The following is a 25,113-nucleotide window of genomic DNA, read 5'->3' as shown; positions in this document are numbered from 1 at the left end:
CCTCATTAAATTTCAGGCACCGGGCCCGCGCCGGTCAACCGAAACCCGCCTTCCCGCGTTGTAAAAGTTCACAACTTGCTACACCGATCGATCGTCGGCCGCGGGCGGTGCCCCGGCTCGTCGAACGGTGCGTGACCGCCGCCGCGATCCCAACCGCCGGCTTGCACGATCGACGACAGAAAAGATGCTCGGACGTATTGGGGACCGCAGTTTGAAGACCATGGTCGCGTTTGGCGCGAGGCTGCGGCATATCGGCATCAAGCGCTTGCTGGCGCCTGCGCTCGCGCTGGCCATCTGCATTCTCCTGTTGTTTGCGCTGCAGGAGATGTCCGAGAGCATCAATTACCATTCGGTCAGCCGGCAACTGTTCAGTATCGCCCCGCACAAGTGGGCGGTTGCGCTGGCTGCGACGGCACTGAGCTTCGTCGCGCTCGTCGCCCGCGACGAAATCGGATTGCGCCACGTTCGGGCGAAGGTGCCGCGAGCGCTGCTTTGGATCGGCGCCACGGCCGCTTCGGCGCTCGGCAATATCGCGGGGTTCGGCGCACTGACGGGCGGTGCGGTGCGCTGCCGCGTTTATGGCGCGGCTGGCGTCACGCCGGCGCAGGTCGGCCGCCTCACGGTATTCACGAGCGTCTCGCTCGTCATGGCATTGCTCGCGATCGGCGCGTTGGGCGCGCTTTGGGATACCAACCTGCTCGCGACGATGACGCATCTCTCGCCGGGTCCATTGCGCCTCGGCAGTGCGCTCGTGCTCGTCGCGCTGGCTGCGGCCGTCGCTTGTTGCGGCGCGCGCACGAAACGGATCGAAACGCCGTGGCGCGCAATAGCGATCGATATTCCCGCACGGGCCGATTTGGCGGCGCAAATCATCTTCGGAATCGTCGACGTCGTCGGCGCGGGGGCGGCGTTATGGGCTTTTTTGCCCAGCACGCACTCGGACTTCATCAGCTTTCTCGCGGTCTACTCCGTGTCGTTGCTGCTCGGCATCTTGGGCCATACCCCGGGCGGCGTCGGCATCTTCGAATCGGTGATGGTGTTCGCCTTGCGCGGCGATGTGACGACGCCCGCGCTCGTTGCCGCCCTTCTCGCCTATCGCGCCGTCTACTTCGGCTTGCCGCTCGTGTTATCGGCGGGCGTGCTGGCCGGCTACGAGGGCAGGGCGTTGCGCGCACGGCTGCCGTTGCGCCGCGTCGCGCGCATCGGCCGGCTCGCGCCGTTGTTCCTCTGCCTCATCACGTTCGTGACCGGCTCGATGCTGATCATGTCGAGCGCGACGCCCGCTTTGGCGCATCGGCTCGCCGTGCTGCATCAGCTCGTGCCGCTATGGGCGCTCGAAAGCTCGCAACTGGTCAGCGGTGTGCTCGGCGTGTTGTTGCTGTTCGTCGCCCGCGGCCTGCTGCGCCGGCTCGACGCGGCCTGGTGGGTGGCCGTCGCGCTGACGGCGGCGAGCCTCGTGCTCTCGGTCATCAAAGGGTTGGCTTTCGTCGAAGCGGGCATCCTGGCGACGCTGCTGGTGCTGCTCGTCAGCACGCGCCGCAACTTCAATCGGCGCACCGCGCTGTTCTCGGAGCCGTTCACCGGCGGATGGTTGATCTCGGTGGCGATCGTGCTCATGTGCGCGCTGTGGGTGATGTTCTTCGCCTATCGCAACGTGCCTTACCGCAACGATCTATGGTGGCAGTTCGCATTCGATGAGCGCGCGTCGCGCTCGCTGCGCGCGATGCTCGCTTCCGGCCTCGTCGCGACGGCGTTTTCGCTGTGGCAACTGTTGCGGCCTGCGGCAGGGCGCTTCGTGCGTCCGAGTTCGCAAGATCTCACCGACGCGGTGCAGATCATTCGCGCGCAGGAGCGCAGCGATGCCGGACTCGCGATGATGGGCGACAAGAGCTTCCTGTTCTCCGATTCGCGCCAAGCATTCTTGATGTATGCCAAGCATGGCCGGACCTGGGCCGCGCTGCACGATCCGGTTGGGCCGCGTTGCGAGTGGGAGCAACTGATCCGCAAATTCGTCGTGCTGGCGCACCAGCACGGAGGCCGTGCCGCGTTCTATCAGGTCCGTGCCGATTCGCTGCCGCTCTATCTGGATTCGGGTTTGACCTTGATGAAGCTCGGCGAGGAGGCGCGGCTCGCGCTCGACGGCTTCGATCTGAACGGGCCTAAGCGAGCCGCATTGCGATACTCGCTGCGCCGGGCGGAGCGGGACGGTTGCACGATCGAGGTGATCGATGCGGCCGCGGTGCCCGGGCATCTGGACATTCTGCGCCGCATCTCCGACAGCTGGCTCAAGAGCCGTTCGGCGCGCGAGAAGAGCTTCTCAGTCGCCGCATTCAGCGAAGCCTATCTCGCCGCGCAGTCGGTGATGCTCGTTCGCCAGAACGGCGAGCCCGTCGCGTTTACGACGTTCATGACGACCGACCTGAACGTCGAAGCGACGGTTGGCGTCATGCGTCACGTGGCCGATGCATCGCCATACGTCATGGACTATCTGTTCGTGCAGCTTGCCCTCTTCTTGAAGAGCGGCGGCTATCGGTCCTTGAGTCTTGGCGTTGCGCCGTTCTCGGGCGTGCAACCGATGCCGCTCAGCTCGCCGCTTCACCGCTTGGCGACGATGGTATGGCGCTTCGGCGGGCGTTTCTACAATTTCCAAGGCCTGCGTGCATTCAAGGGCAAATTTCAGCCGCGCTGGGAGCCGCGTTATCTGGCGGTGTCCGGCTGGGCCAGTGCGCTCGTAACATTGGTGGACCTTTCAATTTTGGCCGGCGGGCGCCGTTCATGAAACTCAATTCAGTACTTACTCAAGCCAAACGGCTGGCCGTGGTCGTTGCCGGCGTATGTTTCTGCATCACCGCACAGGCTGCCGAATCGCGCGTATCGGGCGGGCGTTATGGCGACGTCGCTGTCGAATGGCCGCAAGGCGAGATGCGCGGCTTCGTCGTGCTGTTTTCCGCCGGTAAAGGATGGACGGAGGCGGATGCGCAAGCCGCGCGGGCGCTGGCTCGCGAAGGCGCACTGACCGTTGGCGTCGACACCGGACGCTACGCAGCGAATCTCGCCGCCACGGGGCGCGATTGCCGCTATCTCGACGGCGATGCCGAAGCGCTCAGCCATCAACTCGAGCGCCAACTGAAATCCGATCGCTACTTCGCGCCGATCATGGCCGGAACCGGGCAGGGCGCCACGCTTGCATTGCACGTTCTCGCGCAAGCGCCGGCCAATACGATCGCGGGCGCCGCGGCCATCGATGCCGATGCGGCCTTGCGCAGCGAGTTTCATCAATGCCCGCCCGACCCGACCGTGAGCCGGGGTAGCGTATTGCCGGGCTTCGTCGAGTTCGGCGTGACCCAACAACGCGCGACGGACGCGATGCAGCGCGCGTTGCGCTCGGCCGTCAAAGAAGGCGCCAATGCGCCAGGCTTTCATTTCGACAAAGATGCGAAGGCGTTGATGGCGCCGTTCACGGGAAAGCCGATGCGCGTGTTCGCCGCATCGACATTAAGGGCCGAGCAACTTGCCGCATTGGTTCGTCCGCACTTGCAGGCAATCACGGCAGGCGAGCAAGACGTTTCCGATTTGCCGCTCATCGAACTGCCGGCGGCGCACCCGCGCGGCATGCTCGCAATCGTGATGTCGGGCGACGGCGGGTGGCGCGATCTCGACAAGACCATCGGCGAGCAATTGCAGAAAGATGGCGTATCGGTGGTGGGTTGGGACAGCTTGCGCTATTTCTGGAGCGAGAAGAAACCGGAACAAGTGAGCCGCGATCTTGCCCGGGTGCTGCGCGCCTACGGTTCGCGCTGGCATGCGAATTCCTTTGCGCTGATCGGCTACTCGTTTGGCGCTGACGTGATGCCGTTCGCGTATAACCGCCTACCCAACGATTTGCGTGACAAGGTCTCGATCGTCTCGCTGCTCGGCTTTGCGCGCGCGGCGGACTTTCAAGTGCGCGTCACGGGCTGGCTCGGCATGCCGCCGAGCGACAAAGCGCTGCAAGCGAAGCCGGAAGTCGAGCGGCTCCCTGCCAGCATCGTGCAATGCTTCTACGGCGAAAACGAAGACGACACGTTGTGCCCCGATCTCGCGGGCACGCGCGAGGTGATTCGCACCTCGGGCGGGCACCACTTCGGCGGGGGATACGACGCTCTCGAGAAACGCATCTTGCAAGGCTGGGAGAAGCGCGTGTCGTCGAACGAGCGGTCGGCCGGCGTGAAGTAAGCGCGCCGGAGGGCCGCTTGCCATCCGCATCGGCTATGCGCAACAGAGACGTGTTTCATGCGCAATCGACGCGCGCAATCAATTTAGAGTGCCACGCTTAGCGTTGATTTTGACGACCGCTGCCTTTCGTCCTAAAACGTAGCCCTATCTAAGCATCGCGCAGCGATGACGGACTTAGGGAGGCGGCATGAAGCGAGTCAAAACGCTTTGGCGCAGGGTGTTGTTCGTTGCGGTTGCGGGTGCGGTCGTCATCGCGCTGTGGCGATATGAACGACGCTTGCCGGGCGATGCCTTCTCGCCTATCCGGTCGACCGACGCGTCGACGATCGATCTTCAACCATCCCCCGATATCGCCACGCGAGTCGCTGCCGCCGCTGAGCCCGGCCCGGCCGAACGCGCGCTGAATATCGACGCCTTGCGCAAGACCCTCGCATCGCGAATCGACGCCGAAGCTCAGATCGGACGCATCGTGGCGTTCGCCCGCTTTCGCGATCGAGTGGCCGCATACGGGCGCGACAAGGCGCGCATGGGCGTAGCCGAACGCGCGCAATTGGCCCGGCAAATTCTCGCTGATCTGCCCGAACACGTTGCTCGCAATGAAGTCCTGCCGGCGCAAGCGGAAGTCATGACCGCCGCGTTGCTCGGCGATGCCGAGCCGAACTCCGCCGCACGCGAAGCGCAGTTGCAAGCGGCGCGCGAGCAGTGGGACGCGTACGCTCGACGAACGGTTGGACCGTCTCCGGCGCGAGACCCGCGTTATCAAGCGTATGCGAGGCAGAGCAAAGCGGTGATCGATGAGGTTCAAGCAACCGTGTCCGATCCGCAGCAGCAGCAAATCGTCATCGGTCAACGCTTGCAAGCGCTGCGCGTGCAATTGTTCGACCACGCTTCTTCATCCGCTACTCACTGAACGTACGGCGCATGCATTTCGCCTGCGCCGGCAGCGCCTCAACCGTTAGAGAGGGAGGGAAGATGTTTGCATCCAAATTGTTGAAGGGGCTTTGCCTCGGCGGCATATTGAGCGTCGCCACGTTGAACGCACGCGCGACCGATACCGTATTACCCGATCCGTCGATCCCGTACTACGCGTGGTATGAAGTCGTGCTACCCGAAAGCAGCGGCGCGTCGTGCGGCAACGGAACGCCCATGCGGTTTTATATCAATCGCGCGCAATCGAACGACATGCTCTACATGATGGAGCCGGGCGGCGCGTGCTGGAATTACGCCACCTGCACGGAGACGGCGAACTCGGGGCCCGAAGCTGGGCTAGGCGCGTACAACCCCGACGGAATCGCGCACAACTACATGGATGGCACGACGAGCCAAAGCCTGAAGTCGTCGTTGTTGTCGCCGCTGATGATCAGAATGGATTTGGCGCATATTCTCGTCGGCGAACCGAAAGTGGAGACGCAGGACTGGACCCAAGTATTCGTGCCGTACTGCACCGGCGACATTCATATGGGCAGCGCCGTGCGCAGCTATACGTCGCCGGCGGGCGATGCGAGAGTTCAGCACTACAACGGCCTGAAGAATGCGCAAGCGGTGGCGCAATGGCTGGCCGAGCATGGATTCGCCCGTCCGAATCGATTGCTCGTCTACGGCACGAGCGCCGGCGGCTACGGCACCTTGGCGAACTACCCCACGCTGCGCAACACGCTGCAGCCGCAGGCGCACAGCGCGTTGCTGGACGATGCCGGCACCGTGTTCAACACGCCGTTCGGCGCCGATCCCGCCGTCTATCCGTCCGTTGGCCTTTATGACAAAGTGAACCAAGAATGGGGGATGACCGGCCCTGACGGCATGGTCACGATCAACAGCAAGCTCTCGCCGTATTTCGATCCGAAGAACATGGGCAGCGCCTATGCCGCGTTATCGAAGACTTATCCGCACGATCGCTTCGGCTATACGACTTACCAGCGTGACGAGGTGATCGCGGCCTATCACTATCGCGCGTTCGTTCCGTCGGTGATCGCCGCACCCGACGATGCTGCCAAGGATGCGCTTTCGAGCGCGATGTTCGCGCAGGAACTGAACCGGCTCAAGCAAACGCTCAATCCGCTGCCGAACTTCGGCTACTTCATGCCCTGGGCGCGCGGCGATTTCATGCACAACCACCAGGTGACCGTCGTCAGTTTTACCGGCTCCGGCATTCACGAGAACGGGATCGACGCCGATGTCGGAACGTTCATCGCCGATCTGCTCAATCAGAGAGACCCGGCCGATACGCCGGTGATGAAGGCGTTTCGCACAGACCAGTCGTCGGATTTCACGTTCTCGACGTTTTTGGCATGGATCGATCGCGTGTTCAATTTAACCGGGGAAGCGGGGCCGATTTCTGGGCATCGAGCGTGACGATGGGCGCACCCGCTTCGGACCGGCAGCTTCATCCATCGACCGGATGCCGCGGCGTTTCCAAGATCAATTGATAGAACGCCAAATCGAGCCAGCGCCCGAACTTGAATCCGACCTGCGGCAAGGTGCCTACGTGCTTGAATCCGAGCCGCTCATGCAATGCGATGCTGCCGTGGTTGGCCGCATCGATACCGCCGATCATCGCGTGCAGGTCTGCGTGCCGCGCCGCTGCAATGAGTTCTTGCATCAGCACGCGGCCCAGGCCTTGACCGCGATGATCTTTCTCGACGTACACCGAGTGCTCCACCGTGTACTTGTACGCCGGCCACGCGCGAAACGTGCCGTAGCTGCCGAAGCCCATCAGCTTGCCGCTGCCGTCTTCCACGCCGATCACCGGAAAGCCGCCGCTTTGCTTGGCGTCGAACCAGGCGACCATGTTTTGCGACGTCCGCGGCTTGTAATCGTAAAGCGCCGTCGAATTGACGATGGCCTCGTTGAAGATGGCGAGAATGGCGTCGCCGTGGCGCTCGAACGTGCAGCGCACGATGTTGTGTTCGCTCATGGTGTTCCTTTGACGATTCGATGGTGTGAGCGCATGGCGTGACGTATCGCTTCGCAGCCCCGCGCTGAAAGCGAAGCAGCTATGACTTGGCCTGCGACTTCCTGGGTAGTGGCGAGGCCCGCCGCCTCTTCCTCGGCTTGGGCTCCACGCCGATACGCGGATCTCGCGCAAGCACCAGCGCCGTCGCCTGCGCGACGACCGATTCGAAGGCTGGGTCGCGCTGCGAAACGTACAGCCATTTGCCCAGCACCGGATGCACCTCCAAACCGGGCATGTCGTCGATCAGCGCAGCGTGATGTTCATGCGACGTGCACACCAACAGCCCGTTCCATGGTTCGTCGCCATCGCCTACGGTGAGGCATAGGCGCCCGTCGATATAGGCGGCGTCCGCGGCGAACATGCGCTTATGAACGAAAGTCGGATCGCGCTCGAACGCCTCGAGAATCCAGGCGAGTGAATTGCGGACGGAGGAAGGCATGTCGATTCGATCGAAGTTTGACAGGCGCGGCTCAAACGTGGTGCCACAGGATGGCGTGATCGTACTACACGCATGCCAGCACGGCCTTCATGCTTGAAACGCCTGGAAAGCGAAGAGGCGAGCATGCCCGCGTCAACGCGCTTTGCGTCGCATGGCTTGACGCGCTTCCCAAAGCGCGAGCGCGGCTTCGTACCGATCCAGCGCTTCTTCGTAGAGCTCGAAGACGCAGGGCGAGCAGCCGCTATGGCAGCAATCGTCTTGCGTCGGCCGCTTCGGTGGCGTGGGGCGAGGATCGTCCTGCGATCGATCTCGGGGAGCAGGGGCTTTCGGCACGGCGGGGAAGGGGAAGGTCCGAGAGGGCGCGCCCGGTTTCATGGCGAGCGCCCCCGCGGATGGTTTCGTCGTAATGAGTGCGGCCGTACCTTAGGCGAGCAAATCGTCAGCGCTGACGTAAGGCCGCCCGAGCGCCTTCGCCACGGCCTCGTGCGTGACCTGCCCCTCGCAGACGTTCAGCCCTGCTCGCAGGTGCTTATCCTCGGCCATCGCTCGTTTCCATCCCTTCGTTGCCAGCGCGAGCGCATGGCCTAGCGTGGCGTTGGTCAGCGCGAAGGTGGACGTGCGCGCCACGGCGCCCGGCATGTTGGCGACGCAGTAGTGGACCACGCCGTCGACGACATAAGTGGGATCCGCGTGGGTCGTAGCGTGCGACGTCTCGAAGCACCCTCCTTGATCGATGGCGACGTCGACGACGACCGCGCCCTTCTTCATGGTCGAAATCATGCCGCGGGTGACGAGCTTCGGCGCCGTGGCGCCCGGGATCAGAACCGCGCCGATCACGGCGTCGGCGCTGGCGATGCATCGCTCGAGCGAGTTGGCGCTGGAAAACTGCGTCGTAATGCGGTTGCCGAAGATCAAATCGAGCTGGCGCAGGCGATCGACGTTCGTGTCGAGAATCGTGACGCGCGCACCGATGCCGACCGCCATCTGCAGCGCGTTCGTGCCCACCGTGCCGCCGCCGATGATGACGACGTGCCCTGGCGCGACGCCGGGCACGCCCGCGAGCAGCAGGCCCATGCCGCCATGCGGCTTCTCTAGATGCGCCGCAGCAACCTGAATCGACATGCGTCCCGCCACTTCGCTCATCGGCGCGAGCAAGGGCAAGCCGCCACCGGGGCCGGTAATCGTCTCGTAGGCGACGCACACGGCGCCCGATTCGATCAGGTCGGTGGCCTGCTGGCGATCGGGTGCAAGGTGCAGATAGGCGTAAAGGATTTGTCCTTTGCGCAGCATCGCGCGTTCGACGGCTTGCGGCTCTTTGACCTTGATGACCATGTCGGCGCGCGCGTAGACCTCTTGTGCGTCGCCGCATATCGATGCGCCTGCCGCGGTATAGGCCTCGTCGGGTAAGCCGACGGCCAAACCGGCATTCGCTTCGACGATGACTTGATGCCCGCGGCTTACGAGTTCTCGTGTCCCGGCCGGGGTAAGGCCCACCCGGTACTCTTGGTTCTTGATCTCCTTGGGAACGCCGATCAGCATGATGCACCTCCTCCTGGGATGGAATCGATCGATCGCATTGTCAGCCCGGGCTCGTGGCGCGGGATGAAGACATAGTACGCCGTTGCCTAGGCCGTTGAGCCGAACCGAGGCGCGCTATCGGCCGCGGCATCGTGTGCGTGGACCGCGCGCGCAACGCTTGACCGGACATCGCCGGTGAGTTCGCCGCTTCTTGCTAGACTTACGCATCTTGCAATGCATCGGGGAGAGCGCGTGAGCCTCGACCAATATTACAGGCGGCTCGAACTGCCGAGTACGGCGTCGCCCGTGGAGATCAAGCGCGCCTACCGGCGGCTCAGGGCCAAATACCACCCGGACCGAAATAAAGGCCGCGAAGCGAGCGTCGAGCCCGTATTCAAGCGTATTCAGGAAGCGTTCGAAATTCTGATCGGCGAGCGCAAGGCGCCGGTATCCAGCCCTCAGCCCGGCCCGGCACAGACGCGAGAGAAGGAAAGGGACGCCTCGCCTGCGGAACCCCGCACGCGCCCGCCCATGCGCGGTGCGGATTGCATGGCGGAATTGTTCGTGCCGCTCGAAGCCGCGATCTATGGCGGCGAGGTGGAGGCGACCTACATGACGAAGGGCCCGTGCTTGCATTGCCAAGGGCACGCGAGCCATCGTTGCCCGCTCTGTCGCGGCGCGCGTGCCGCGGCCCAGCGCAAGATGCAAACGGTGAAGATTTCGCCCGGTGCATGGGATGGCCAGCGTTACGTCGTCGAAGGCGGCGGCTACGCCGGGGTTCATGGCGGCGCGGCGGGCGATGCAATCTTCTCTGTGGTGATCGTATGCAGCGCCGCGTTCCGGCGCGATGGTTTGAATATCGCGTGCGACATCGAGGTCGACTTCGTGACGGCCGTGCTCGGCGGCGTGGTGGAAGCACGGGTGTTGGGCCGCGCGTTGCAGGTGAACATCGCCCCGAACGCTCGATCGGGCAGCGCCATTCGTTTGCGCGGCCAGGGCCTCACGGACCGCAACGGCGTGCGCGGCGACCTGACGCTGCACCTTGCGCTCGTCATGCCCGCGGAAGCGAGTCATCTGACGGACGAGGACCGGCAACGGTTGCACGAGATGTTTGCGGCGGCGCGCCAGCGAGCGATGCGCGCTGTCTCGGGATCGCAATGAGGGTGGCATACGGCGAAAAGCGCCCGGCGATCGTCTACGATACTGATTCGATTCCGAGCACTGTGGAAGAAATACGCGTGGTCTTGCTCGCGTCGCCGCGTCGAGGCGCGAACATTGCTGCATGCGAACGCTAACGGGAGCGATAGCTCATAGCTCATGGCCTCTCGCAACATTGTGCAACGTCTACGATCGAACGCGATATGACCGAGCGGCGTGCAATTGGCGAACGCGTCGACGTGTTCGTCAGTGAACCTTCGGACGTAGACTGGGCGCGCCAGCGCGCGCGCGATTTGGCCAGGAGAGAAGGATTCAGCGAGAAAAAAGCGGTGGCGCTTGCTACCGCCGTGTCGGAAATCGCCCGCAACATCGTCGTCCATGCCGGTCGGGGCGAACTTTGCTTTCGCCGGCTCATCGATGGAGAGCGTCGCGGCATCGTCGTCGTGGCGCACGATCAAGGCCCGGGCATTGCCGACATCGCACTGGCGATGCAAGACGGATACTCCACCAAAGGAAGCCTTGGTCTGGGCCTTTCCGGCGCGCAGCGCTTAGTCGACGAGTTTCAGATCGAGTCGGCGCCCGGCCGCGGCGTGACGATCACGCTCACCCAATGGGACAAAGACGATCCGGCCGACGATTAGCGCGCGGGCTTCGCTTCGATCGATGCGAGCGGCAAGAGGGCGGTCAGTGCGAATCCTTTCCCGGGCGCGGTGCTGATGCGGATCTCGCCGCCTAGCAATGCGGCGCGCTCGCGCATCCCGAGCAGCCCGAACGAATGACGTCCCTTCGCGCCATGCTGTGCGGCCCCGCGACCGTTGTCCGCGATGCGCACGATGCAGTGCGGATCGACGCGCTCGATAGCCAATACGACCTCGGTGGCGCCCGAGTGGCGCGCCACGTTCGTCAGCGCTTCCTGCACCATGCGGAACATGTCGATTCTGCACTCGCGATTGAATGAGATCGCGTCGGCATCGATATGCCGGATCACACGAATGCCGTAGCGGGCGGAGAACTCGTCGACAAGGCTGTCGATCGCTGGAATCAATCCCAAATCGTCCAGAATCACCGGGTGCAAGTCCGCCGCGATGTGCCGCACCGATTGCACGAGGTTGTCGATCATCGCATAGAGGCCGTTCAACGCGCCCTGATCGGCTCGGGCGCGATCGTTATCTCCGGCGTGCTCCAACAACGACGTAGCCATTTTCAGCGCGGTCAGTTGCTGCCCCAGATCGTCATGAAGCTCGCGCGCGATTCGTGCTTTTTCTTGCTCCCGTACCTGCTGGATATGCGCCGACAGACGCCGCATTTCTTCCTGCGACGTGCGCAGCGCTTCTTCGTCGCGCTTGCGATCTGTGACGTCCAAGATCCAGCCGACCATGCGATAGGGCTTGCCCGATGCGTTCCATAGCGCTTGGCCGCGCGAATGCACCCAGCGCACTTCCCCCGATTTGGCGATCACCCGGTACTCGATATCGTAAGCGAGCCGATCTTCCAGATGGGCCTTCATTCTTTGCGCGACACGATCCCGGTCGTCGGCATGAATGGCGCCGAAATGCGCCTCGCGTTCGTTGGGCAGCTCGCTATCCTCGTAGCCCATGATTCGCTTGAACTGCGGGGAAAAATAGATGTCGTCGGTTTGCGGATTCCAGTCCCACAATCCCGCCATCGCGCCGCTCACGGCGAGATGAAAGCGTTCCTCGCTGGCCGTCAATGCGGCGCGATATCCTTCGATGGATAGCTCGAATGGCGCGAGCAACTCGTTGAAAAACGCCGTCGCTGCATCGAGCAGACGCCCGCGATCGGCGGGCGCGGCAGGCAGCACGAGCGTATCGAGCGCGCCACGATGCAATTGCGCGATGTCGAGCAGGCCGAGCCCATCGGCCATGGCCTGCCGGCCGAGTTCATAGGCGTGGGCGAGTCCCGTCTCGCTCGCTGCTTCCAAGTACGCGCGAAGGCCGCCGAGATACGCGGCGCTCAGCGCCTCGAGCCGCGCGGTCATGGGCCAGCCCCAAGATAGCGCGCCACGAGCACATGCGCATCGTCGGTTCCCTTCGCATATCGGACCAGGATCGATTCGGCGATTTCCTGTGCGGTAAATTGCGTCACGATGCCCGCGCTGAAGGTGCTTCGAATGCCGTCGGTCGCCATGACGAGCAGGTCGCCGCTCGACACCTCGTGCCGCGTCGCGCGCAGCGACGGCAGGCGATAACCCACGACGCCGCCGCGGGTCGAAATGGCTTCTTTGGGCCCTCGCTCGGATCCGGCCGCGCGGATCAGGACGCCGTCGACGTTGCCAACGCCGGTCCAGGTCATCGACGCGTCCCGCGCATCGAACCATGCGACCGTCATCGCCGCCCCGCGGGTCTTGCGCAGCGCTTCGTGGCATTGCTGCACGAGCGAGACGACCGACGCGCCGTCGTGCGCTTCGAGCACGGGAATCGCGGCGCGCGCGGCGGTGGCCGCTTCGATGCCATGCCCGAGCCCGTCGAGCAGCGCCACCAGCGCGCCGTCCTCGCGCTCGACGATCGCATGCATGTCGCCGGACGGCTCTTCCAATGCCCGGCCGGCCCAGCCCCACTCGATGATCGACGCGCGCATGACAGCCGGATCGGTCATCGCAGCCACCTTTTCATTTTGACCGTCGTGCCTTTGCCGACGACCGAGGTCAGCGCGAATTCGTCCATGATTCGCTTCGTCCCCGGCAGGCCCACCCCGAGGCTTTTCGCCGTGGAGTAGCCGTCGCGCATCGCGAGTTCGATATCGGGAATGCCGGGCCCTTCGTCCTCTGCGACGATGGAGATGCCCAGGCGCACGCCATCGTCGATCCGGGACATCACGATCTCGCCGCGGCGCGCATAGCTGATGATGTTGCGCGCGATCTCCGAAATGGCCAGCGCGATGATGGTCCGATCCGTGTTCGAGAAGCCGATTTCGGCGCCCAATTCGCGGCCTTTTTGGCGCGCGATGACGACGTCTTCCTCGCGCTCGATGGGCACGCGGATTTCAGCCGGCATGGCCCAGGCTCCTGCGAGTGGTTTTGCCGAGGTAGTCGAGGCCCTCTTCGAGATCGAGAGCCGTCGCGATGCCCTCTAGCGCAAGCCCGAGCTGCACCATGGCGAAGGCGACTTCAGGTTGGATGCCGACGACGACCGTGGTGGCGCCGCGCAGCTTGGCGACATAGGCGATCCCGCGCAAGGTGCGTGTGGCGAACGAATCGAGCACGTCGAGCGCGGTGACGTCGATGACGACGCCGCGGGTGCGAAAGCGCCCGATCTTCTCGGCGAAATCCTCGCGCAGCTGAATGAGGTCTTGATCCGTGAGGGCCGACTGAATCGACGCGATCAGTACATCGCCTTGCTTGAGAATGGGAACGGACACGGTATCAGTTCACTCCATTGACGCGCGCGTCGATCGGCTCCCCTTGCGTGACACGGTAGCCCAGATTGCGTTCGGCCACTTCGATGCCGCCTTGCAGGTCGCTTACGGCATCGAGGCCGCCCAATTCGATGCCGAGTGAAACGAGCGACTGGGCCACGGGCGCCGAGATGCCGCTCACGATCACTCGCGCACCCATGAGGCGTGCGGCCGTCACGGTCTGTAAGATATGGTTGGCGACGCGCGAGTCGATCGTGGCGACGCCGGTCACGTCCATGACGACCACTTTGGCACGGTTCGCCCGAATCGATTCCAGCAGGTTCTCGGTGATGAGGCGCGCGCGATAGGTATCGATCACACCGATGATCGGCAACAGCAACAGACGATCGCGCAGTTGCAGCACCGGCGTCGACAGTTCTCTGATGGCCTCTTGCTGCTGCCGGATGACGCGCTCGCGTTGGGCCACGAGCACATCGACGATGAGGCCGATATCGAAGAAGATCACCTTCTGCAACGACATGAAGGCTTCGAATGCATCCATAGGCGGCAGACCGGCATGCTGCATGATGTCCGTACCGACCTGCTTGACGAGGGCGAGGAAGGCGCCCAAGAAGGTGCGGTTGTCGAGGCCGGCGGCCGCATAGAGCAAGCCTAGTTCGATGCGCTGCTCGACGTATTGGGTGTCGTACTCGCCCGAGGCGAGCGCCCTCAGGTGATCGAGCTTGAGGCGCCTCGCTCGATCGAACAGCGCCGTGTTATGGAGCAACGGCCGGGCCTCGGCGAAGGTGGCGAGGGAATCGAAGAAGGTGGCGCAATAGTCGTCGGCCTTGCCCAGAACGAGGTCTTTGATCGTCGCTATGCGCGCCAGGTCGGCCGCCGCAAGGCCGACGATCTCCCTGCGGCGCTCGATCGCCCCGCTGTTCAACCCCATTTGGTGCATCAATGCGAGCGACTCACGTTGCTCAAACTGCTCTGCCATGCGTGCCTCCTCGGTTGCGGCCCAGCGCGTACTGTTTGCCGCTGGGCATCGAATTCGGGAAATACGACACGGCAGCCCGGCGTCGGTCAGCGTGTCGGCAGTTCATTGCGGCCCGCGGGAGGGCTGGACCGCATTCGCGTTGCTGGAATCGTTTGTGTTATCGCGGCAATGACTGTGTCTCGCGCGGCGACGTTTCGTCGAACCGGGTAAAAACCAATATGTGAACCGTCAGATTATTCGAAGTATAGCCAGGGTTGAGGAACTGGCAAGCGCCAACGCGCATGTCATGCGCGGCGCCGCCGCGATGGCGCGCGATGGCTGCACATCTACCCTCATGCACAGGACGACGGCAATGCCTCTGCTCGCAATCTCCGCCAATTCGCTCTAGCCCAGATCGGCGTTCATGAAGCTCGGCGCGCGATGAAACCTCAGTCGTAATATGGCTGACATGGCCGGCCCCGGATAATGCGTGGCTGCATGGCAGCTCGCTTGCTCGTGTGCATGGGCAAGATCGCTCGCATGGTGAGGGAGAACAGGGATGAACAAAGAGGACCGCGAAATCGACGCGGAACTGTTGGCCGAGCGGCAGCGCCGCTTCGAGGAGGAGCTCGTCGATGCGTATGACGAAGAACTCGAAATGGAGGTGGACGACCGCATCCTGGACGGCTCCGATGCGTTCACGCCCGAAGCGCGCAGTTTGCGCAGACATTACTTTCGCGAGCTCTTTCGCCTGCAGGGCGAGCTCGTGAAGTTGCAGGATTGGATCGTGGCGACAGGGCACCGCCTCGTCGTCATTTTCGAAGGCAGGGACGCGGCAGGCAAGGGCGGCGCGATCAAGCGCATCACGCAGCGTCTGAACCCGCGCGTCTGCCGCGTCGCTGCGCTGCCCGCGCCGAATAACCGCGAGCGCACGCAATGGTATTTCCAACGCTACGTCGCGCACCTTCCGGCCGGAGGGGAAATGGTGTTGTTCGACCGCAGTTGGTACAACCGCGCGGGGGTCGAACGTGTCATGGGGTTCTGTAGCGATGACGAGTACGAAGAATTTTTCCGCTCGGTGCCGGAATTCGAAAAGATGCTCGTGAGAAGCGGCATTCAAATCGTCAAATACTGGTTTTCGATCACCGACGAAGCGCAGGAGATCCGCTTTCAAGCGCGTATTCGCGATCCGCTCAAGCAATGGAAGCTGAGCCCGATGGATCTCGAGAGCCGTCGCCGATGGGAAGCGTACACGCAAGCGAAGGAAGTGATGTTGCAGCGCTCGCATCACCCGGACGCACCGTGGTGGGTCGTGCAGGCGGTCGACAAGAAGCGGGCGCGTTTGAACTGCATCCACCACCTGCTGAGCCAGGTGCCCTATCGCGAAGTCGAGCATCCGGCCGTTGCGTTGCCCGAGCGCGTGCACAACGAGGACTATATCCGTCAGCCGGTGCCGGACGAGATGATCGTGCCCGAGCTGTATTGAGCGTGCGGCCGCGATTGCGACCGCGGCCGCCAGCGTCGGCTACGTTGGCCGGGGCGGCGAAGCGCCGTCACATGAGGCGCCGCTGACGCTCAGCGCTTGCCGGTCCGCTCCTTCGCTTTGACAGGCGGCCGTTGCAAGGCGCGAGCGGGTAGCGGCGTCGACATGATGATCGAGGTGCGCGTCTCGCCGTATAAGTTGATTTGCCCGATCAACCGTTCCAAATCGGCCATGCTGACTGCAACCAAGCGCATGATGTAGGAATCCGCTCCCGTCACGTGATGGCACTCGATCACTTCCGGGATCGTCTCCAGCAATTTCAGAAATCTCGCTTTACCGGGCTGCTGCACGGTGATGGCGATCAGTGCCGTGACCACGTATCCCGCCGCAGCGGGATCGACGCGCGCAGCGTAGCCTTCGATCACGCCGCCTTCTTCGAGACGCTTGACGCGTTCGGTCACCGCGGGCACCGACAATTGCACCTGGCGCGCTAGATCGGTGTAAGTCATCCGGCCGTTGTTCTGTAACAGCGCGAGTATCTTCCAATCGGATTCGTCCATTGACGTTAGCTTTTAAGGTGACGCACCCATTCTCCCTTAAAAACCGTCTGTTGCGTCGATCGTGCTTGGCCTACGATAACGGTTCGATGACGAGAAACAAAAGACTCACACGATTTACGCGAACCACAACGGGAACGCATCCATGTTGTTCATCAAATCGATCACGATCGGACTTTCCATTGCCGCACCGGTCGGGCCCATCGGCATGCTGTGCATTCAGCGCAGCCTAAGCCGAGGTTTTCGTTCCGGCTTTGCTACGGGAATGGGTGCGGCCTGCGCCGATGGGATTTACGGGCTGCTCGGCGCGCTCGGCATAGCGGGGCTAGCGGCGACGCTGCCCGCGCTGAGCGTCGTCCTCAAAATCGGCGGCGGGGCGTTTCTGATTTGGCTCGCGTGGGCCATTGCGCGCGAAAAGCCGGCTCCAGCGGCGATTGCGCCCGAGGCGGCGCGCACCGGCGCCAGCCGCGATTTCTTGACGACATTCGGTTTGACGCTGTCCAACCCCATGACGATTCTTTCGTTCATCGGCATCTTTGCCGCACTGGGCCCGCTAGCGGGTGACCCGTCCGGGCGCGGCGGCGCGCAGTGGTTGACGGTGATACCGATGGTGAGCGGGGTGTTCATCGGCTCGGCAGCCTGGTGGCTGTGCTTGAGTGGCGCGACATCCGCGTTGGGTAAGCGCATGCCGTTGTCGTTCATTCATGGCGTTGCCCGGCTATCGGCCGTAGTCATCGCCGTGTTCGGCGCCGTTCAACTCGTGATTGGGCTGCGCGGCATCATTTAGCTTCGCATAATGCGAGAGAAACATGTCGGCGGTAGCCTCCGCCACTTTCTTCTGCTCTCGTTTGCCGATCTGCGGCTGTCCCATCGTTACCTGCGGCCAGAAAGCGAACGCCTTCACCATGGCCTGCAACTGCTGGGCGGCGAACAAGGGGTCCCGCGTTTTTAGACGGCCGTCGGCCGCGGCGGCGCGGACCCACACCGTCAAATCTTCTTCGCGCTCGCCGATGCGCGCCACCATATCGCGCGCGCGCTCGGGGCAATGGATGCCCTCCGCAATCGCGACACGTGCCAGCGATAGAAAGGCCTCGTCGTTCAGCAGACTCAACTTGCGCATGAGCAGGTCGAGCAACTGCGGACGCAACGGCTCTTGCGCGCGATAGCCCGGGGCATCGCCGGTTCGGCTCGAGTCCCACAACTGCCGCAAGATCGCCGCGAACAGCGCCTCCTTGCTCGGGAAATGGTTGTAGATCGTGCGCTTCGAGACGCTTGCGCGCGCGGCGATGCGATCCATGCTGGTCGCATCGAACCCGGCAGCTCGAAATTCTTCGATCGCCGCGTCGAGAATGGCGACACGTTTGCGATCGGTCAGGCGGGGGCGGTCATCAGGCGAAGTCATGACGAAATATTACACCAAGTAGTTTACTTTCTTGGGCAATAAACTACACTGCACAGTCTACCTTCAATTGTGCCATCGCTCATGTCATCGATTCCCGATCTCGTCAGCCGCACGCTCGGTATCGCGGCTGCCAAGCGCGGTCGCGATTTATCGCGCTCGTCTCCGCAGCACGACGGCGAGCGCTTTCGCAACGTCGAGCCTCCTCCGGCGCACGGCATCGGCAAGACGCTGCGCATCATGTGGAATGCGCTGTTCAACAAGCCGCGCCACACTGTGCCCGCCGGTTCGTTGCCAGTCGATGCGCTCGGGCGCGAGCAACTGCACGCTGCCCCCGATCGCAGTCTTTACCGGCTCGGGCATTCGACGTTGCTCTTGAAGCTGCGCGGGCAATTTTGGCTGACCGATCCCGTATTTGCCGAACGCGCGTCGCCGTTTCGGCGCATCGGCCCGAAGCGCTTTCACGCACCGCCGATCGCACTTGCGGATTTGCCGCCCCTGCGCGGCGTGATCTTGTCTCACGACCATTACGACCATTTGGATCGCGAAACGGTGATCACGCTCGCCGAAACGACGCAGGTGTTCGTTACGCCGTTGGGCGTGGGAGACCGCTTGATCGAATGGGGGGTCGATGCGGCCAAGATCCGGCAATGCGATTGGTGGCAGAGCGTCGAAGTGGACGGGCTGTCGCTCACGGCTACGCCCGCGCAGCATTTTTCCGGGCGCAGTTTCTTCGATCGCAACAGCACGCTGTGGGCGTCTTGGGTCATCGTCGATGACGATCTGCGTGTGTTCTTCAGCGGCGATACGGGCTATTTCGACGGATTCAAAACGATCGGCGAGCGGCTCGGCCCATTCGACGTTACGCTGCTGGAAACGGGCGCTTACGACGCGCAGTGGCCTCATGTGCACATGCAGCCCGAACAGACGGTGCAGGCGCATATCGACTTGGGCGGCCGCTGGTTGCTTCCGATCCACAACGGCACGTTCGATCTCGCGATGCATCACTGGCACGAGCCGTTCGAGCGCATCACGGCGTTGAGCGCCGCCCAGGGTCTTGCGATCGCGACGCCGCGCATGGGCGAGCGCCTCGATTTGGCCGCGCCGCACCGCGGCGAGCGGTGGTGGCGTAAAGTCGCGCAATCGGTAGAAGCGCCAAAGAAGACGGGGCGGTGGTGCGCGTCGCGTGATGCGGAGCAGGCGAGCCGTTGAGGGCGTTTGTGCGAGACCGGTTCCGCGGCTTACCGATCGCCGCGTCGCCGAAATGTCCACCATGCGGCAAATGCCGTGAAGCTCGCGACGAGCAATACCATCAGCCAAAAGCCGTGCTTGTTTTCGGAGAAGGGGATGCCGCCCACGTTCATCCCGAAGAACCCGGCGACGATATTCATCGGTAGAGCGATCACCGTCACGAGCGTCAACGTGAACAGCGTCCGGCTGTTCTGCTCGTCGAGGCGAGAGGTTATCTCCTCTTGCAGGAGTTTGATTCGTTCGACGAGTCCCGCCAGGTCTGCCAGCACGACCGAGAATTCCTCGGTCGATTCGCGCAATTCCTGCACGTCCTCACCCAACAACCAGACAGGCGGCTTTGCGAGCAGGCGGAAAATCGACCCCGGCTCCGGTGCGAGCATGCGTTGGAGCCGAGTGAGCGTGCGACGCATCGTGCTCAGTTGCTCGCGGCTCGCGGTGGGGCGTTCGGATAGGAAGCGGTCTTCGATTCGATCGATGTCCGTGCCGGCGCGCCGCACGATCTGCATCATCAAGTCCGCTTGATCGCGAAGCAAATGAATCAGCAGTTCGGCCGGTGAACGAAAGCGCTCGCCTTGCCGCACGCTTTCTCGCAAGGTGTCGAGCGAGCGGAGCGGTTTCATGCGCGCCGTCACCATCAATCGACGGTCGACGTAAATCCACATCGTAGCGATCTCCGAGGTCTCCAGATCGTGACTGAAGATGACGTCGTTCACGACCGCACGCAGTCGTCCTTCCTGCTGCTCGATTCGCGTCGAGTGCGAGCCTTCCCGAAGAAATTCATAGAACGTCTCGGGCAAATTCAGGTGGGCGCGCATCCAGCGCTCGCTCGCGCTGTGGGCGAGATTGAAGTGCAACCAAAGGAATGCGTCGTCTTGCTCGTCGCCACGGGTCAAGCATTCGGCGGCAAGGCCGGCCGGTATCGCCTGCCCGGCGCAATCGCGCATGAAGCGAAAGCCGCACACGATGCCCGACGTATCGGCGCCGTAGGTTGGAATGATCATCTCGGGTTTCATCGATAGCTCCGCTGTGCTACGCCGCCGCGCCTCGGGCGTGACAAGAAGCGGCGAGGAAGCGGCGGCACGGCTGCGCCTGGCGCATAGCGTACGGGAGCTGAGCGACAGCAGCGTGACAGCGCTGCGCCGTGCGCTCCCGTTGCGTGGCGTTGCCGGCGCGCAACGCTTGCCCGCGCGCATCGGTGCCGCTGGGCCAGCCGCTGTCGACGGTCGCAGCCACCAAGTGCTTGCGCTGCAATGCTTTGGCCGCGATCGCCCAGCTTACCGCTCGGCGCTGCTATTACATTTTGTCGCAGCGCTTTTTTGGCGCGGCCCGGTAGCATAACGGCAATGACGCATGCGGCCGCACGCTGTGCGGCGGCGGCGCACTCTATTGGATCGATCTCCTATTCGATGAGCCTTTATCTCGTGTTTCAAGATTCACTCTTACATCGAGAGCGCAGCGCGCGCGTGCGACGACTGCGATAATCGAGGACACGCACTGGCGCCAAGCGCCGTTAAGTCGCCACGATGTCGCACCGCCAACGAGCTTCGCTCATCGCCTTCGCCGTTCACCCATTTCGTTCGACCTTCCGCCATGTCCACTTCCCGCATCCTCGCTCCCGCGTTGCGCGCACTCGTCCGTACCCCCGACGAAGCCGCCGCACAGATTCGCCACAACATGACTGTCGCCATGAGCGGCTTCACCGGTTCGGGCTATCCCAAGGCGGTGCCTAGCGCCTTGGCTCGTCAGATCCAAGAGGCGCACGGCCGCGGCGAAGATTTCCGCATCAACGTGCTGACGGGCGCCTCGACTGCTCCCGAACTCGACGGCGCGCTCGCTCGCGCAGACGGCATTTCGATGCGCCTGCCGTATCAGTCCGATCCGACGTTGCGCGACAGGATCAATGCAGGAGAACTCGACTACCAGGACATTCACCTGAGCCACGTGGCGCAGTATGCGTGGTTCGGTTTGTTCGGCGAGATCGACGTGGCGATCGTCGAAGTCGCCGGTATTCGCGAGGATGGCCTGTTGATTCCCTCCGCCTCGGTGGGCAACAACAAGACGTGGCTCGAGCAGGCGAAGAAAGTGATCCTCGAAGTCAATTCACGCCAGCCGGCCGGCCTCGAAGGCATGCATGACATTTATTACGGCACGGCGCTGCCGCCGGACCGTAAGCCGATCCCGCTCACTAAGACCAGCGACCGCATCGGCGAGCCGTATTTGCGCTGCGCCGCCGACAAGATCATCGCCATCGTCGAGACCGACGCGCCCGATCGTAGCAACGCCTTTACCGCACCCGATGCGACGTCCAAGCAGATTGCCGGGCATCTGCTCGATTTCTTGCGTCATGAAGTCGCTCGCGGGCGCTTGCCGCCGAATCTGCTGCCGCTGCAATCGGGCGTCGGCAACATCACGAACGCGGTGCTCGCGGAGTTGAGTTCGGCAGGTTTCTCGAATCTGACGGCATTCACGGAAGTAATCCAAGACGGCATGCTCGATCTGCTCGCCGACGGCACGTTGAGCTTCGCATCGGCAACGGCGCTCTCGCTCAGCCCCGCTGCGGTCAAGCGTTTCGCGGACGAGATCGACGTGCTGCGCGAGAAGATCGTGCTGCGTCCGCAAGAAATCAGCAACCATCCGGAACTGGTGCGTCGCTTGGGGTGCATTGCGATGAACGGGATGATCGAGGCCGATATCTATGGCAACGTGAATTCGACGCACGTGATGGGCACGAAGATTCAAAATGGCATCGGCGGGTCGGGGGACTTTGCCCGTAACGGCTATCTGTCGTGCTTCCTGTCGGCGAGCACGGCCAAGGGCGGCGCGATTTCGCGAATCGTGCCGATGGCGAGCCACGTCGATCACACCGAGCACGACGTGGCCGTCGTCGTGACCGAGCAGGGCATTGCGGACGTGCGCGGCTTATCGCCGAAGCAGCGGGCGCGAAAAATCATTGCCAACTGTGCGCACCCGGATTTCCGGCCGATGCTCGAGGATTACTTCGCGCGCGCATGCCGTGAGAGCTTCGGCAAACAAACGCCGCATCTGCTTGCGGAGGCGCTGAGCTGGCATGAGCGCTTCGTGCGCACCGGCACGATGAAGCCTTGATGAAGCAGGGGCATACGGGTTCCCGGCTCTCCGAATGCCCCAAGCTTCTCCCGCGCGGCGATTAGCCACGCGCGGGCCGCGCAAAATCAGGCGCAATGTTGATCGAATGCCGGATACAAGCGAATCTCTTCGCGCGTCATGCGTTGACGCAAATGCGTAATCGTGGCGCCCATTTGGCGCGCGAAATCCATACCGGCTTTTCCTCGCTCCAGCGAATCGAAAAACGCGAGCACCTCGTGTGAGATCCCTTTCATCTCCGATGCATAGGTAGAGGCGAGTTCCTTGGTCACCGCGTGCTTCTGCATTTGCGGATACAGACTATGGTCTTCACGAGCTAGGTGGGCCATGACCAAGCCTTTCACCTCCTTCAGTTTTTTTCGGCCCTCTTCGGTCATGCTGATGTTCCGGCAGGCTTCGAGAAGACGGAAGATTTCTTGGTGCTCGCTCTTGAGAATTGCGGTAAGTGACATGGTTCTTTTAGGCGTCCGTGGTAACAGGGCTGGGGGTTAAGGCATTTAAAGATGTATGAAGTATACATGTTTAAAGGCGCGCTTCGCCAATGCCCATACCCCGCTTGCGGGCTTCTAGTGCGCCTCGGCAAAGGTTGGACGAGGCAGTTCGACACTCATCCTCACAAGCTCCCAGGCTGCACCCGTGCATCGGCATCGACGCAACACACCAACGCTTCCGCTTCTTCCTTGCTGGTGCTGAGATAAACATGGCCCACTGCACTGTCGAAGTACAGGCTGTCGCCTTGCTCCAATTTGTACACGGCACCGTTTTCGAAATGCAGTTCCAACTTGCCCTTCAATAGAAAGACGAACTCCTCGCCGCTATGGCGGATGAAATCCGGGAAATCCGCCAGTTTGCGCGCGCGGATATGGGCTCGCATCGGTACCATGCGCTTGCCGGTCAGATCGTGGGCAATCATCCCGTATTCGTAGTTGGGTGTGTCATAGATCATTTGCGTGCCCGAGCGCGTGAGCGAGGGCGCCATGGCGCTGCCGACGCGACGCTCGGCGCGCCCGACGATCGTGTCGAAGTCCACCTGCAACGCATGCGCCAGCGCGGCGAACTTGTCATAGGTGAGTGCGATATCGCCGCGTTCCGCCTTCGAAATGGTCGACACGGCGATCCCCGATAGCGCCGATAGTTGCGCGAGCGTCAATTCGCGAGACTTGCGCGCGTTGCGCAACCGCGCGCCGACGGCTCGATGATCGACCTGCGCAGCCGGCGCGCAAGACACCGCGCTTGCCGCGGCCGTTCGCTTTGCCATGAGATGACTTCCAGAGGGACTAGGTGTTTTGTCGTATACGAGAATTTGTTTTTTCTCGTATATGATAACTCGGACATCGTCATCGTCGTCCTTCAAGGAGCTGCGCCGTGGCCTCTCTCGCACTGGAAAAAGCGGGCTTGTCGAAAGCTCAAGTCATCGCCGCAACGACGCTCGGGACTGCGCTGGAGTACTACGATTTCACGATTTACAGCTTCTTCGCGATCCAGATCGGCAAGCTCTTTTTCCCGTCCGCGTCGCCGGTGAATCAATTCTTGCTTTCGATCGGCGTGTTCGGGGTGGGGTTTGTCGTGCGTCCTTTAGGCGGCATCGTGATCGGCGCTTATGCTGACCGCGCCGGCCGCAAGAAAGCCATGGTGCTTACCATCCTGTTGATGGCGCTGAGTTGCGCCTTGATTGCAGGCGCGCCGACATACACCGTAGCAGGCATGGCCGCGCCGCTGATCGTGCTCGCCGCGCGGTTGCTGCAGGGCTTCGCCGCCGGCGGCGAATTCGGCCCCGGCACGACGCTGCTCGTCGAATATGCCACCGACAAGACGCGGGCGTATTTCGCGAGTTGGAATTTCGCGGCAACGGCGCTTGGCCTGGCCATCGGCGCCTGCGTGGCGACGATCGTCAATCTGTCGCTGCCCAAGGAGGTAGTCGATGCATGGGGCTGGCGCATTCCGTTCCTGCTGGGCATCGTCGCGGCGCCGGTCGGCATGTTGATTCGCCGCCGTCTCGAGGAAACCCTGATTGCGGCGCCTTCGCACGCTCCGCAGCAGCAGCGGCGCGGCGCGTTGAAGGCCGCATTGACCACGCATCTGAAGTGGACGATTCTCGGTACGTTCGCCGAGCTCGGCGGCTCCGTGTCCATCTACATCACGGCGTTCTTCTTGCCCAATCACGCGGTGCGCACGCTGCATCTGTCATCTACCGCATCGGTGACGTCCGGTGTCGTCAGTGCGCTCGTCCTGTTCGCGGCAGCGCCCGTTGCGGGCAAGCTTGCCGATCGTTTCACCCGCAAGCGCCTGCTCGTGATTTCGCGCGTCATGCTCCTGCTGTCCGTGTACCCGGCCTTCGCATGGTTGTCCGCGCAACCATCGATGTGGTTGCTATGCGCGGTATCCGCGTATCTTTCCCTGTTCGTCGCGGCGCAGATCGTGCCGGTGCTCGTTATGATTCCAGAATTGTTTCCACGGGAAGTGCGCGCGACGGGTATCGCGTTGACTTATGTCGTGAGCGCTTCGTTTTTTGGCGGATTTTCGCCGCTGATCGCTAGCTGGATCGTCGCGCACACGGGAAATCCGCTCGCGCCGGCATGGTATGTCGCCGCGGCGTGCGCCGTGTCGCTGATCCCCGTGATCTGGTTGCCCGATCGCACGGGTGAAGCCATCGGCTGAACGCTATTCTTCAGGAGCCCTCATCG

25 protein-coding genes are annotated in these 25,113 nt (G+C 62.8%); 11 read left to right on the top strand and 14 right to left on the bottom strand.

The window, feature by feature from the left end:
• The first annotated feature begins 220 nt into the window (after nucleotides 1-220).
• The 4 genes from mprF (at nucleotide 221) to MMB74_RS23710 (ending at nucleotide 6,567) form a co-directional block, all read left to right on the top strand.
• Nucleotides 221-2,779, top strand: a complete 2,559-nt coding sequence (gene mprF / locus MMB74_RS23725) for a bifunctional lysylphosphatidylglycerol flippase/synthetase MprF (RefSeq protein ID WP_277431131.1) — start codon at nucleotides 221-223, stop codon at nucleotides 2,777-2,779.
• Nucleotides 2,776-4,215, top strand: a complete 1,440-nt coding sequence (locus MMB74_RS23720; RefSeq protein ID WP_277431106.1) for an AcvB/VirJ family lysyl-phosphatidylglycerol hydrolase — start codon at nucleotides 2,776-2,778, stop codon at nucleotides 4,213-4,215. Before mprF ends, MMB74_RS23720 begins: the two co-directional genes overlap by 4 nt.
• 187 nt (nucleotides 4,216-4,402) lie before the next feature.
• Nucleotides 4,403-5,125, top strand: coding sequence for a phospholipase C accessory protein PlcR (gene plcR / locus MMB74_RS23715; RefSeq protein ID WP_277431105.1), 723 nt, complete (start codon nucleotides 4,403-4,405; stop codon nucleotides 5,123-5,125).
• A gap of 62 nt (nucleotides 5,126-5,187) precedes the next feature.
• Nucleotides 5,188-6,567, top strand: a complete 1,380-nt coding sequence (locus MMB74_RS23710; RefSeq protein ID WP_277431104.1) for a pectin acetylesterase-family hydrolase — start codon at nucleotides 5,188-5,190, stop codon at nucleotides 6,565-6,567.
• Nucleotides 6,568-6,598: 31 nt separating this feature from the next.
• Here MMB74_RS23710 and MMB74_RS23705 read toward each other — a convergent pair whose 3' ends face one another.
• From MMB74_RS23705 to ald, 4 genes are all read right to left on the bottom strand, one after another.
• Nucleotides 6,599-7,129 (bottom strand): GNAT family N-acetyltransferase, encoded by a 531-nt coding sequence (locus MMB74_RS23705; RefSeq protein WP_277431103.1) that lies wholly within the window; start codon nucleotides 7,127-7,129, stop codon nucleotides 6,599-6,601.
• 79 nt (nucleotides 7,130-7,208) lie between these two features.
• Nucleotides 7,209-7,607 carry a hypothetical protein gene (locus tag MMB74_RS23700; RefSeq protein WP_277431102.1) on the bottom strand — a complete coding sequence of 133 codons (399 nt, stop codon included), beginning with the start codon at nucleotides 7,605-7,607 and terminating at the stop codon, nucleotides 7,209-7,211.
• Nucleotides 7,608-7,739: 132 nt separating this feature from the next.
• Nucleotides 7,740-7,940: an oxidoreductase-like domain-containing protein gene (locus MMB74_RS23695; RefSeq protein WP_277431130.1), complete on the bottom strand. Its 201-nt coding sequence runs from the start codon at nucleotides 7,938-7,940 to the stop codon at nucleotides 7,740-7,742.
• Between the two features lie 90 nt (nucleotides 7,941-8,030).
• On the bottom strand, nucleotides 8,031-9,146 hold the full coding sequence (gene ald, locus MMB74_RS23690; RefSeq protein WP_277431101.1) for an alanine dehydrogenase: 1,116 nt from the start codon (nucleotides 9,144-9,146) through the stop codon (nucleotides 8,031-8,033).
• 231 nt (nucleotides 9,147-9,377) lie between these two features.
• On the opposite strand from ald, the gene MMB74_RS23685 reads away from it, so the two are divergent.
• Nucleotides 9,378-10,286: a DnaJ C-terminal domain-containing protein gene (locus MMB74_RS23685; RefSeq protein ID WP_277431100.1), complete on the top strand. Its 909-nt coding sequence runs from the start codon at nucleotides 9,378-9,380 to the stop codon at nucleotides 10,284-10,286.
• Between the two features lie 200 nt (nucleotides 10,287-10,486).
• Nucleotides 10,487-10,924 carry an anti-sigma regulatory factor gene (locus tag MMB74_RS23680; protein WP_277431099.1) on the top strand — a complete coding sequence of 146 codons (438 nt, stop codon included), beginning with the start codon at nucleotides 10,487-10,489 and terminating at the stop codon, nucleotides 10,922-10,924.
• Here MMB74_RS23680 and MMB74_RS23675 read toward each other — a convergent pair.
• The 5 genes from MMB74_RS23675 to MMB74_RS23655 are packed head-to-tail and all read right to left on the bottom strand — an operon-like array spanning nucleotide 10,921 to nucleotide 14,637.
• A complete protein-coding gene (locus MMB74_RS23675; protein WP_277431098.1) occupies nucleotides 10,921-12,282 on the bottom strand; it encodes a PAS domain-containing protein in 1,362 nt (453 codons plus the stop codon). The genes MMB74_RS23680 and MMB74_RS23675 overlap by 4 nt on opposite strands.
• Complete coding sequence (locus tag MMB74_RS23670) at nucleotides 12,279-12,899, bottom strand: SpoIIE family protein phosphatase (protein WP_277431097.1); 621 nt, start codon at nucleotides 12,897-12,899, stop codon at nucleotides 12,279-12,281. Before MMB74_RS23670 ends, MMB74_RS23675 begins: the two co-directional genes overlap by 4 nt.
• Entirely contained in the window at nucleotides 12,896-13,297 is a 402-nt protein-coding gene (locus MMB74_RS23665; RefSeq protein ID WP_277431096.1) for an anti-sigma regulatory factor, read from the bottom strand. The genes MMB74_RS23670 and MMB74_RS23665 overlap by 4 nt, the downstream gene beginning before the upstream one ends.
• A complete protein-coding gene (locus MMB74_RS23660) occupies nucleotides 13,287-13,661 on the bottom strand; it encodes an STAS domain-containing protein (RefSeq protein WP_277431095.1) in 375 nt (124 codons plus the stop codon). The genes MMB74_RS23665 and MMB74_RS23660 overlap by 11 nt, the downstream gene beginning before the upstream one ends.
• Nucleotides 13,662-13,665: 4 nt before the next feature.
• Complete coding sequence (locus MMB74_RS23655) at nucleotides 13,666-14,637, bottom strand: protoglobin domain-containing protein (protein ID WP_277431094.1); 972 nt, start codon at nucleotides 14,635-14,637, stop codon at nucleotides 13,666-13,668.
• A 538-nt stretch (nucleotides 14,638-15,175) separates the two neighbouring features.
• Here MMB74_RS23655 and ppk2 point away from each other — a divergent pair.
• Complete coding sequence (ppk2, locus tag MMB74_RS23650) at nucleotides 15,176-16,102, top strand: polyphosphate kinase 2 (protein WP_277431093.1); 927 nt, start codon at nucleotides 15,176-15,178, stop codon at nucleotides 16,100-16,102.
• Between the two features lie 89 nt (nucleotides 16,103-16,191).
• On the opposite strand, the gene MMB74_RS23645 is transcribed toward ppk2, so the two are convergent.
• A complete protein-coding gene (locus MMB74_RS23645) occupies nucleotides 16,192-16,659 on the bottom strand; it encodes an Lrp/AsnC family transcriptional regulator (protein ID WP_277431092.1) in 468 nt (155 codons plus the stop codon).
• A gap of 142 nt (nucleotides 16,660-16,801) precedes the next feature.
• On the opposite strand from MMB74_RS23645, the gene MMB74_RS23640 reads away from it, so the two are divergent.
• On the top strand, nucleotides 16,802-17,443 hold the full coding sequence (locus tag MMB74_RS23640) for a LysE family transporter (RefSeq protein WP_277431091.1): 642 nt from the start codon (nucleotides 16,802-16,804) through the stop codon (nucleotides 17,441-17,443).
• Here MMB74_RS23640 and MMB74_RS23635 read toward each other — a convergent pair.
• Nucleotides 17,375-18,058: a TetR/AcrR family transcriptional regulator gene (locus tag MMB74_RS23635; protein ID WP_277431090.1), complete on the bottom strand. Its 684-nt coding sequence runs from the start codon at nucleotides 18,056-18,058 to the stop codon at nucleotides 17,375-17,377. The two genes, MMB74_RS23640 and MMB74_RS23635, sit on opposite strands and share 69 nt — an antisense overlap.
• Before the next feature lie 81 nt (nucleotides 18,059-18,139).
• On the opposite strand from MMB74_RS23635, the gene MMB74_RS23630 reads away from it, so the two are divergent.
• A complete protein-coding gene (locus MMB74_RS23630) occupies nucleotides 18,140-19,267 on the top strand; it encodes an MBL fold metallo-hydrolase (protein WP_277431089.1) in 1,128 nt (375 codons plus the stop codon).
• Nucleotides 19,268-19,296: 29 nt separating this feature from the next.
• Here MMB74_RS23630 and MMB74_RS23625 read toward each other — a convergent pair whose 3' ends face one another.
• Nucleotides 19,297-20,319 (bottom strand): transporter, encoded by a 1,023-nt coding sequence (locus tag MMB74_RS23625; RefSeq protein WP_277431088.1) that lies wholly within the window; start codon nucleotides 20,317-20,319, stop codon nucleotides 19,297-19,299.
• A gap of 577 nt (nucleotides 20,320-20,896) precedes the next feature.
• Between MMB74_RS23625 and MMB74_RS23620 the strand changes: the two genes are divergently transcribed.
• A complete protein-coding gene (locus tag MMB74_RS23620; RefSeq protein WP_277431087.1) occupies nucleotides 20,897-22,411 on the top strand; it encodes an acetyl-CoA hydrolase/transferase family protein in 1,515 nt (504 codons plus the stop codon).
• A gap of 86 nt (nucleotides 22,412-22,497) precedes the next feature.
• Here the strand turns inward: MMB74_RS23620 and MMB74_RS23615 are convergent, their stop codons facing one another.
• Nucleotides 22,498-22,881 carry a hemerythrin domain-containing protein gene (locus tag MMB74_RS23615; protein WP_277431086.1) on the bottom strand — a complete coding sequence of 128 codons (384 nt, stop codon included), beginning with the start codon at nucleotides 22,879-22,881 and terminating at the stop codon, nucleotides 22,498-22,500.
• Nucleotides 22,882-23,042: 161 nt separating this feature from the next.
• Entirely contained in the window at nucleotides 23,043-23,687 is a 645-nt protein-coding gene (locus MMB74_RS23610) for an XRE family transcriptional regulator (protein ID WP_277431085.1), read from the bottom strand.
• A 107-nt stretch (nucleotides 23,688-23,794) separates the two neighbouring features.
• On the opposite strand from MMB74_RS23610, the gene MMB74_RS23605 reads away from it, so the two are divergent.
• Nucleotides 23,795-25,087 (top strand): MFS transporter, encoded by a 1,293-nt coding sequence (locus tag MMB74_RS23605; RefSeq protein WP_277431084.1) that lies wholly within the window; start codon nucleotides 23,795-23,797, stop codon nucleotides 25,085-25,087.
• Nucleotides 25,088-25,113: the final 26 nt, after the last annotated feature.

The organism is Trinickia sp. Y13 (genome assembly GCF_029522115.1).
GTDB lineage: Bacteria > Pseudomonadota > Gammaproteobacteria > Burkholderiales > Burkholderiaceae > Trinickia.
Note: the sequence above shows the minus strand (reverse complement) of the source record. Positions and strands in the feature narration are given on the sequence as shown.

Bases quoted from the DNA above. Each gene is read 5' to 3' on its own strand.
- MMB74_RS23705 (WP_277431103.1), bottom strand. From the start codon at position 7,129: ATGAGCGAACACAACATCGTGCGCTGCACGTTCGAGCGCCACGGCGAC.
- ald (WP_277431101.1), bottom strand. From the start codon at position 9,146: ATGCTGATCGGCGTTCCCAAGGAGATCAAGAACCAAGAGTACCGGGTG.
- MMB74_RS23720 (WP_277431106.1), top strand. From the start codon at position 2,776: ATGAAACTCAATTCAGTACTTACTCAAGCCAAACGGCTGGCCGTGGTC.
- ppk2 (WP_277431093.1), top strand. From the start codon at position 15,176: ATGAACAAAGAGGACCGCGAAATCGACGCGGAACTGTTGGCCGAGCGG.
- MMB74_RS23630 (WP_277431089.1), top strand. From the start codon at position 18,140: ATGTCATCGATTCCCGATCTCGTCAGCCGCACGCTCGGTATCGCGGCT.
- plcR (WP_277431105.1), top strand. From the start codon at position 4,403: ATGAAGCGAGTCAAAACGCTTTGGCGCAGGGTGTTGTTCGTTGCGGTT.
- MMB74_RS23680 (WP_277431099.1), top strand. From the start codon at position 10,487: ATGACCGAGCGGCGTGCAATTGGCGAACGCGTCGACGTGTTCGTCAGT.
- MMB74_RS23640 (WP_277431091.1), top strand. From the start codon at position 16,802: ATGTTGTTCATCAAATCGATCACGATCGGACTTTCCATTGCCGCACCG.
- mprF (WP_277431131.1), top strand. From the start codon at position 221: ATGGTCGCGTTTGGCGCGAGGCTGCGGCATATCGGCATCAAGCGCTTG.
- MMB74_RS23710 (WP_277431104.1), top strand. From the start codon at position 5,188: ATGTTTGCATCCAAATTGTTGAAGGGGCTTTGCCTCGGCGGCATATTG.
- MMB74_RS23620 (WP_277431087.1), top strand. From the start codon at position 20,897: ATGTCCACTTCCCGCATCCTCGCTCCCGCGTTGCGCGCACTCGTCCGT.
- MMB74_RS23625 (WP_277431088.1), bottom strand. From the start codon at position 20,319: ATGAAACCCGAGATGATCATTCCAACCTACGGCGCCGATACGTCGGGC.
- MMB74_RS23610 (WP_277431085.1), bottom strand. From the start codon at position 23,687: ATGGCAAAGCGAACGGCCGCGGCAAGCGCGGTGTCTTGCGCGCCGGCT.
- MMB74_RS23655 (WP_277431094.1), bottom strand. From the start codon at position 14,637: ATGGCAGAGCAGTTTGAGCAACGTGAGTCGCTCGCATTGATGCACCAA.
- MMB74_RS23675 (WP_277431098.1), bottom strand. From the start codon at position 12,282: ATGACCGCGCGGCTCGAGGCGCTGAGCGCCGCGTATCTCGGCGGCCTT.
- MMB74_RS23665 (WP_277431096.1), bottom strand. From the start codon at position 13,297: ATGCCGGCTGAAATCCGCGTGCCCATCGAGCGCGAGGAAGACGTCGTC.
- MMB74_RS23645 (WP_277431092.1), bottom strand. From the start codon at position 16,659: ATGGACGAATCCGATTGGAAGATACTCGCGCTGTTACAGAACAACGGC.
- MMB74_RS23670 (WP_277431097.1), bottom strand. From the start codon at position 12,899: ATGACCGATCCGGCTGTCATGCGCGCGTCGATCATCGAGTGGGGCTGG.
- MMB74_RS23615 (WP_277431086.1), bottom strand. From the start codon at position 22,881: ATGTCACTTACCGCAATTCTCAAGAGCGAGCACCAAGAAATCTTCCGT.
- MMB74_RS23700 (WP_277431102.1), bottom strand. From the start codon at position 7,607: ATGCCTTCCTCCGTCCGCAATTCACTCGCCTGGATTCTCGAGGCGTTC.
- MMB74_RS23635 (WP_277431090.1), bottom strand. From the start codon at position 18,058: ATGACTTCGCCTGATGACCGCCCCCGCCTGACCGATCGCAAACGTGTC.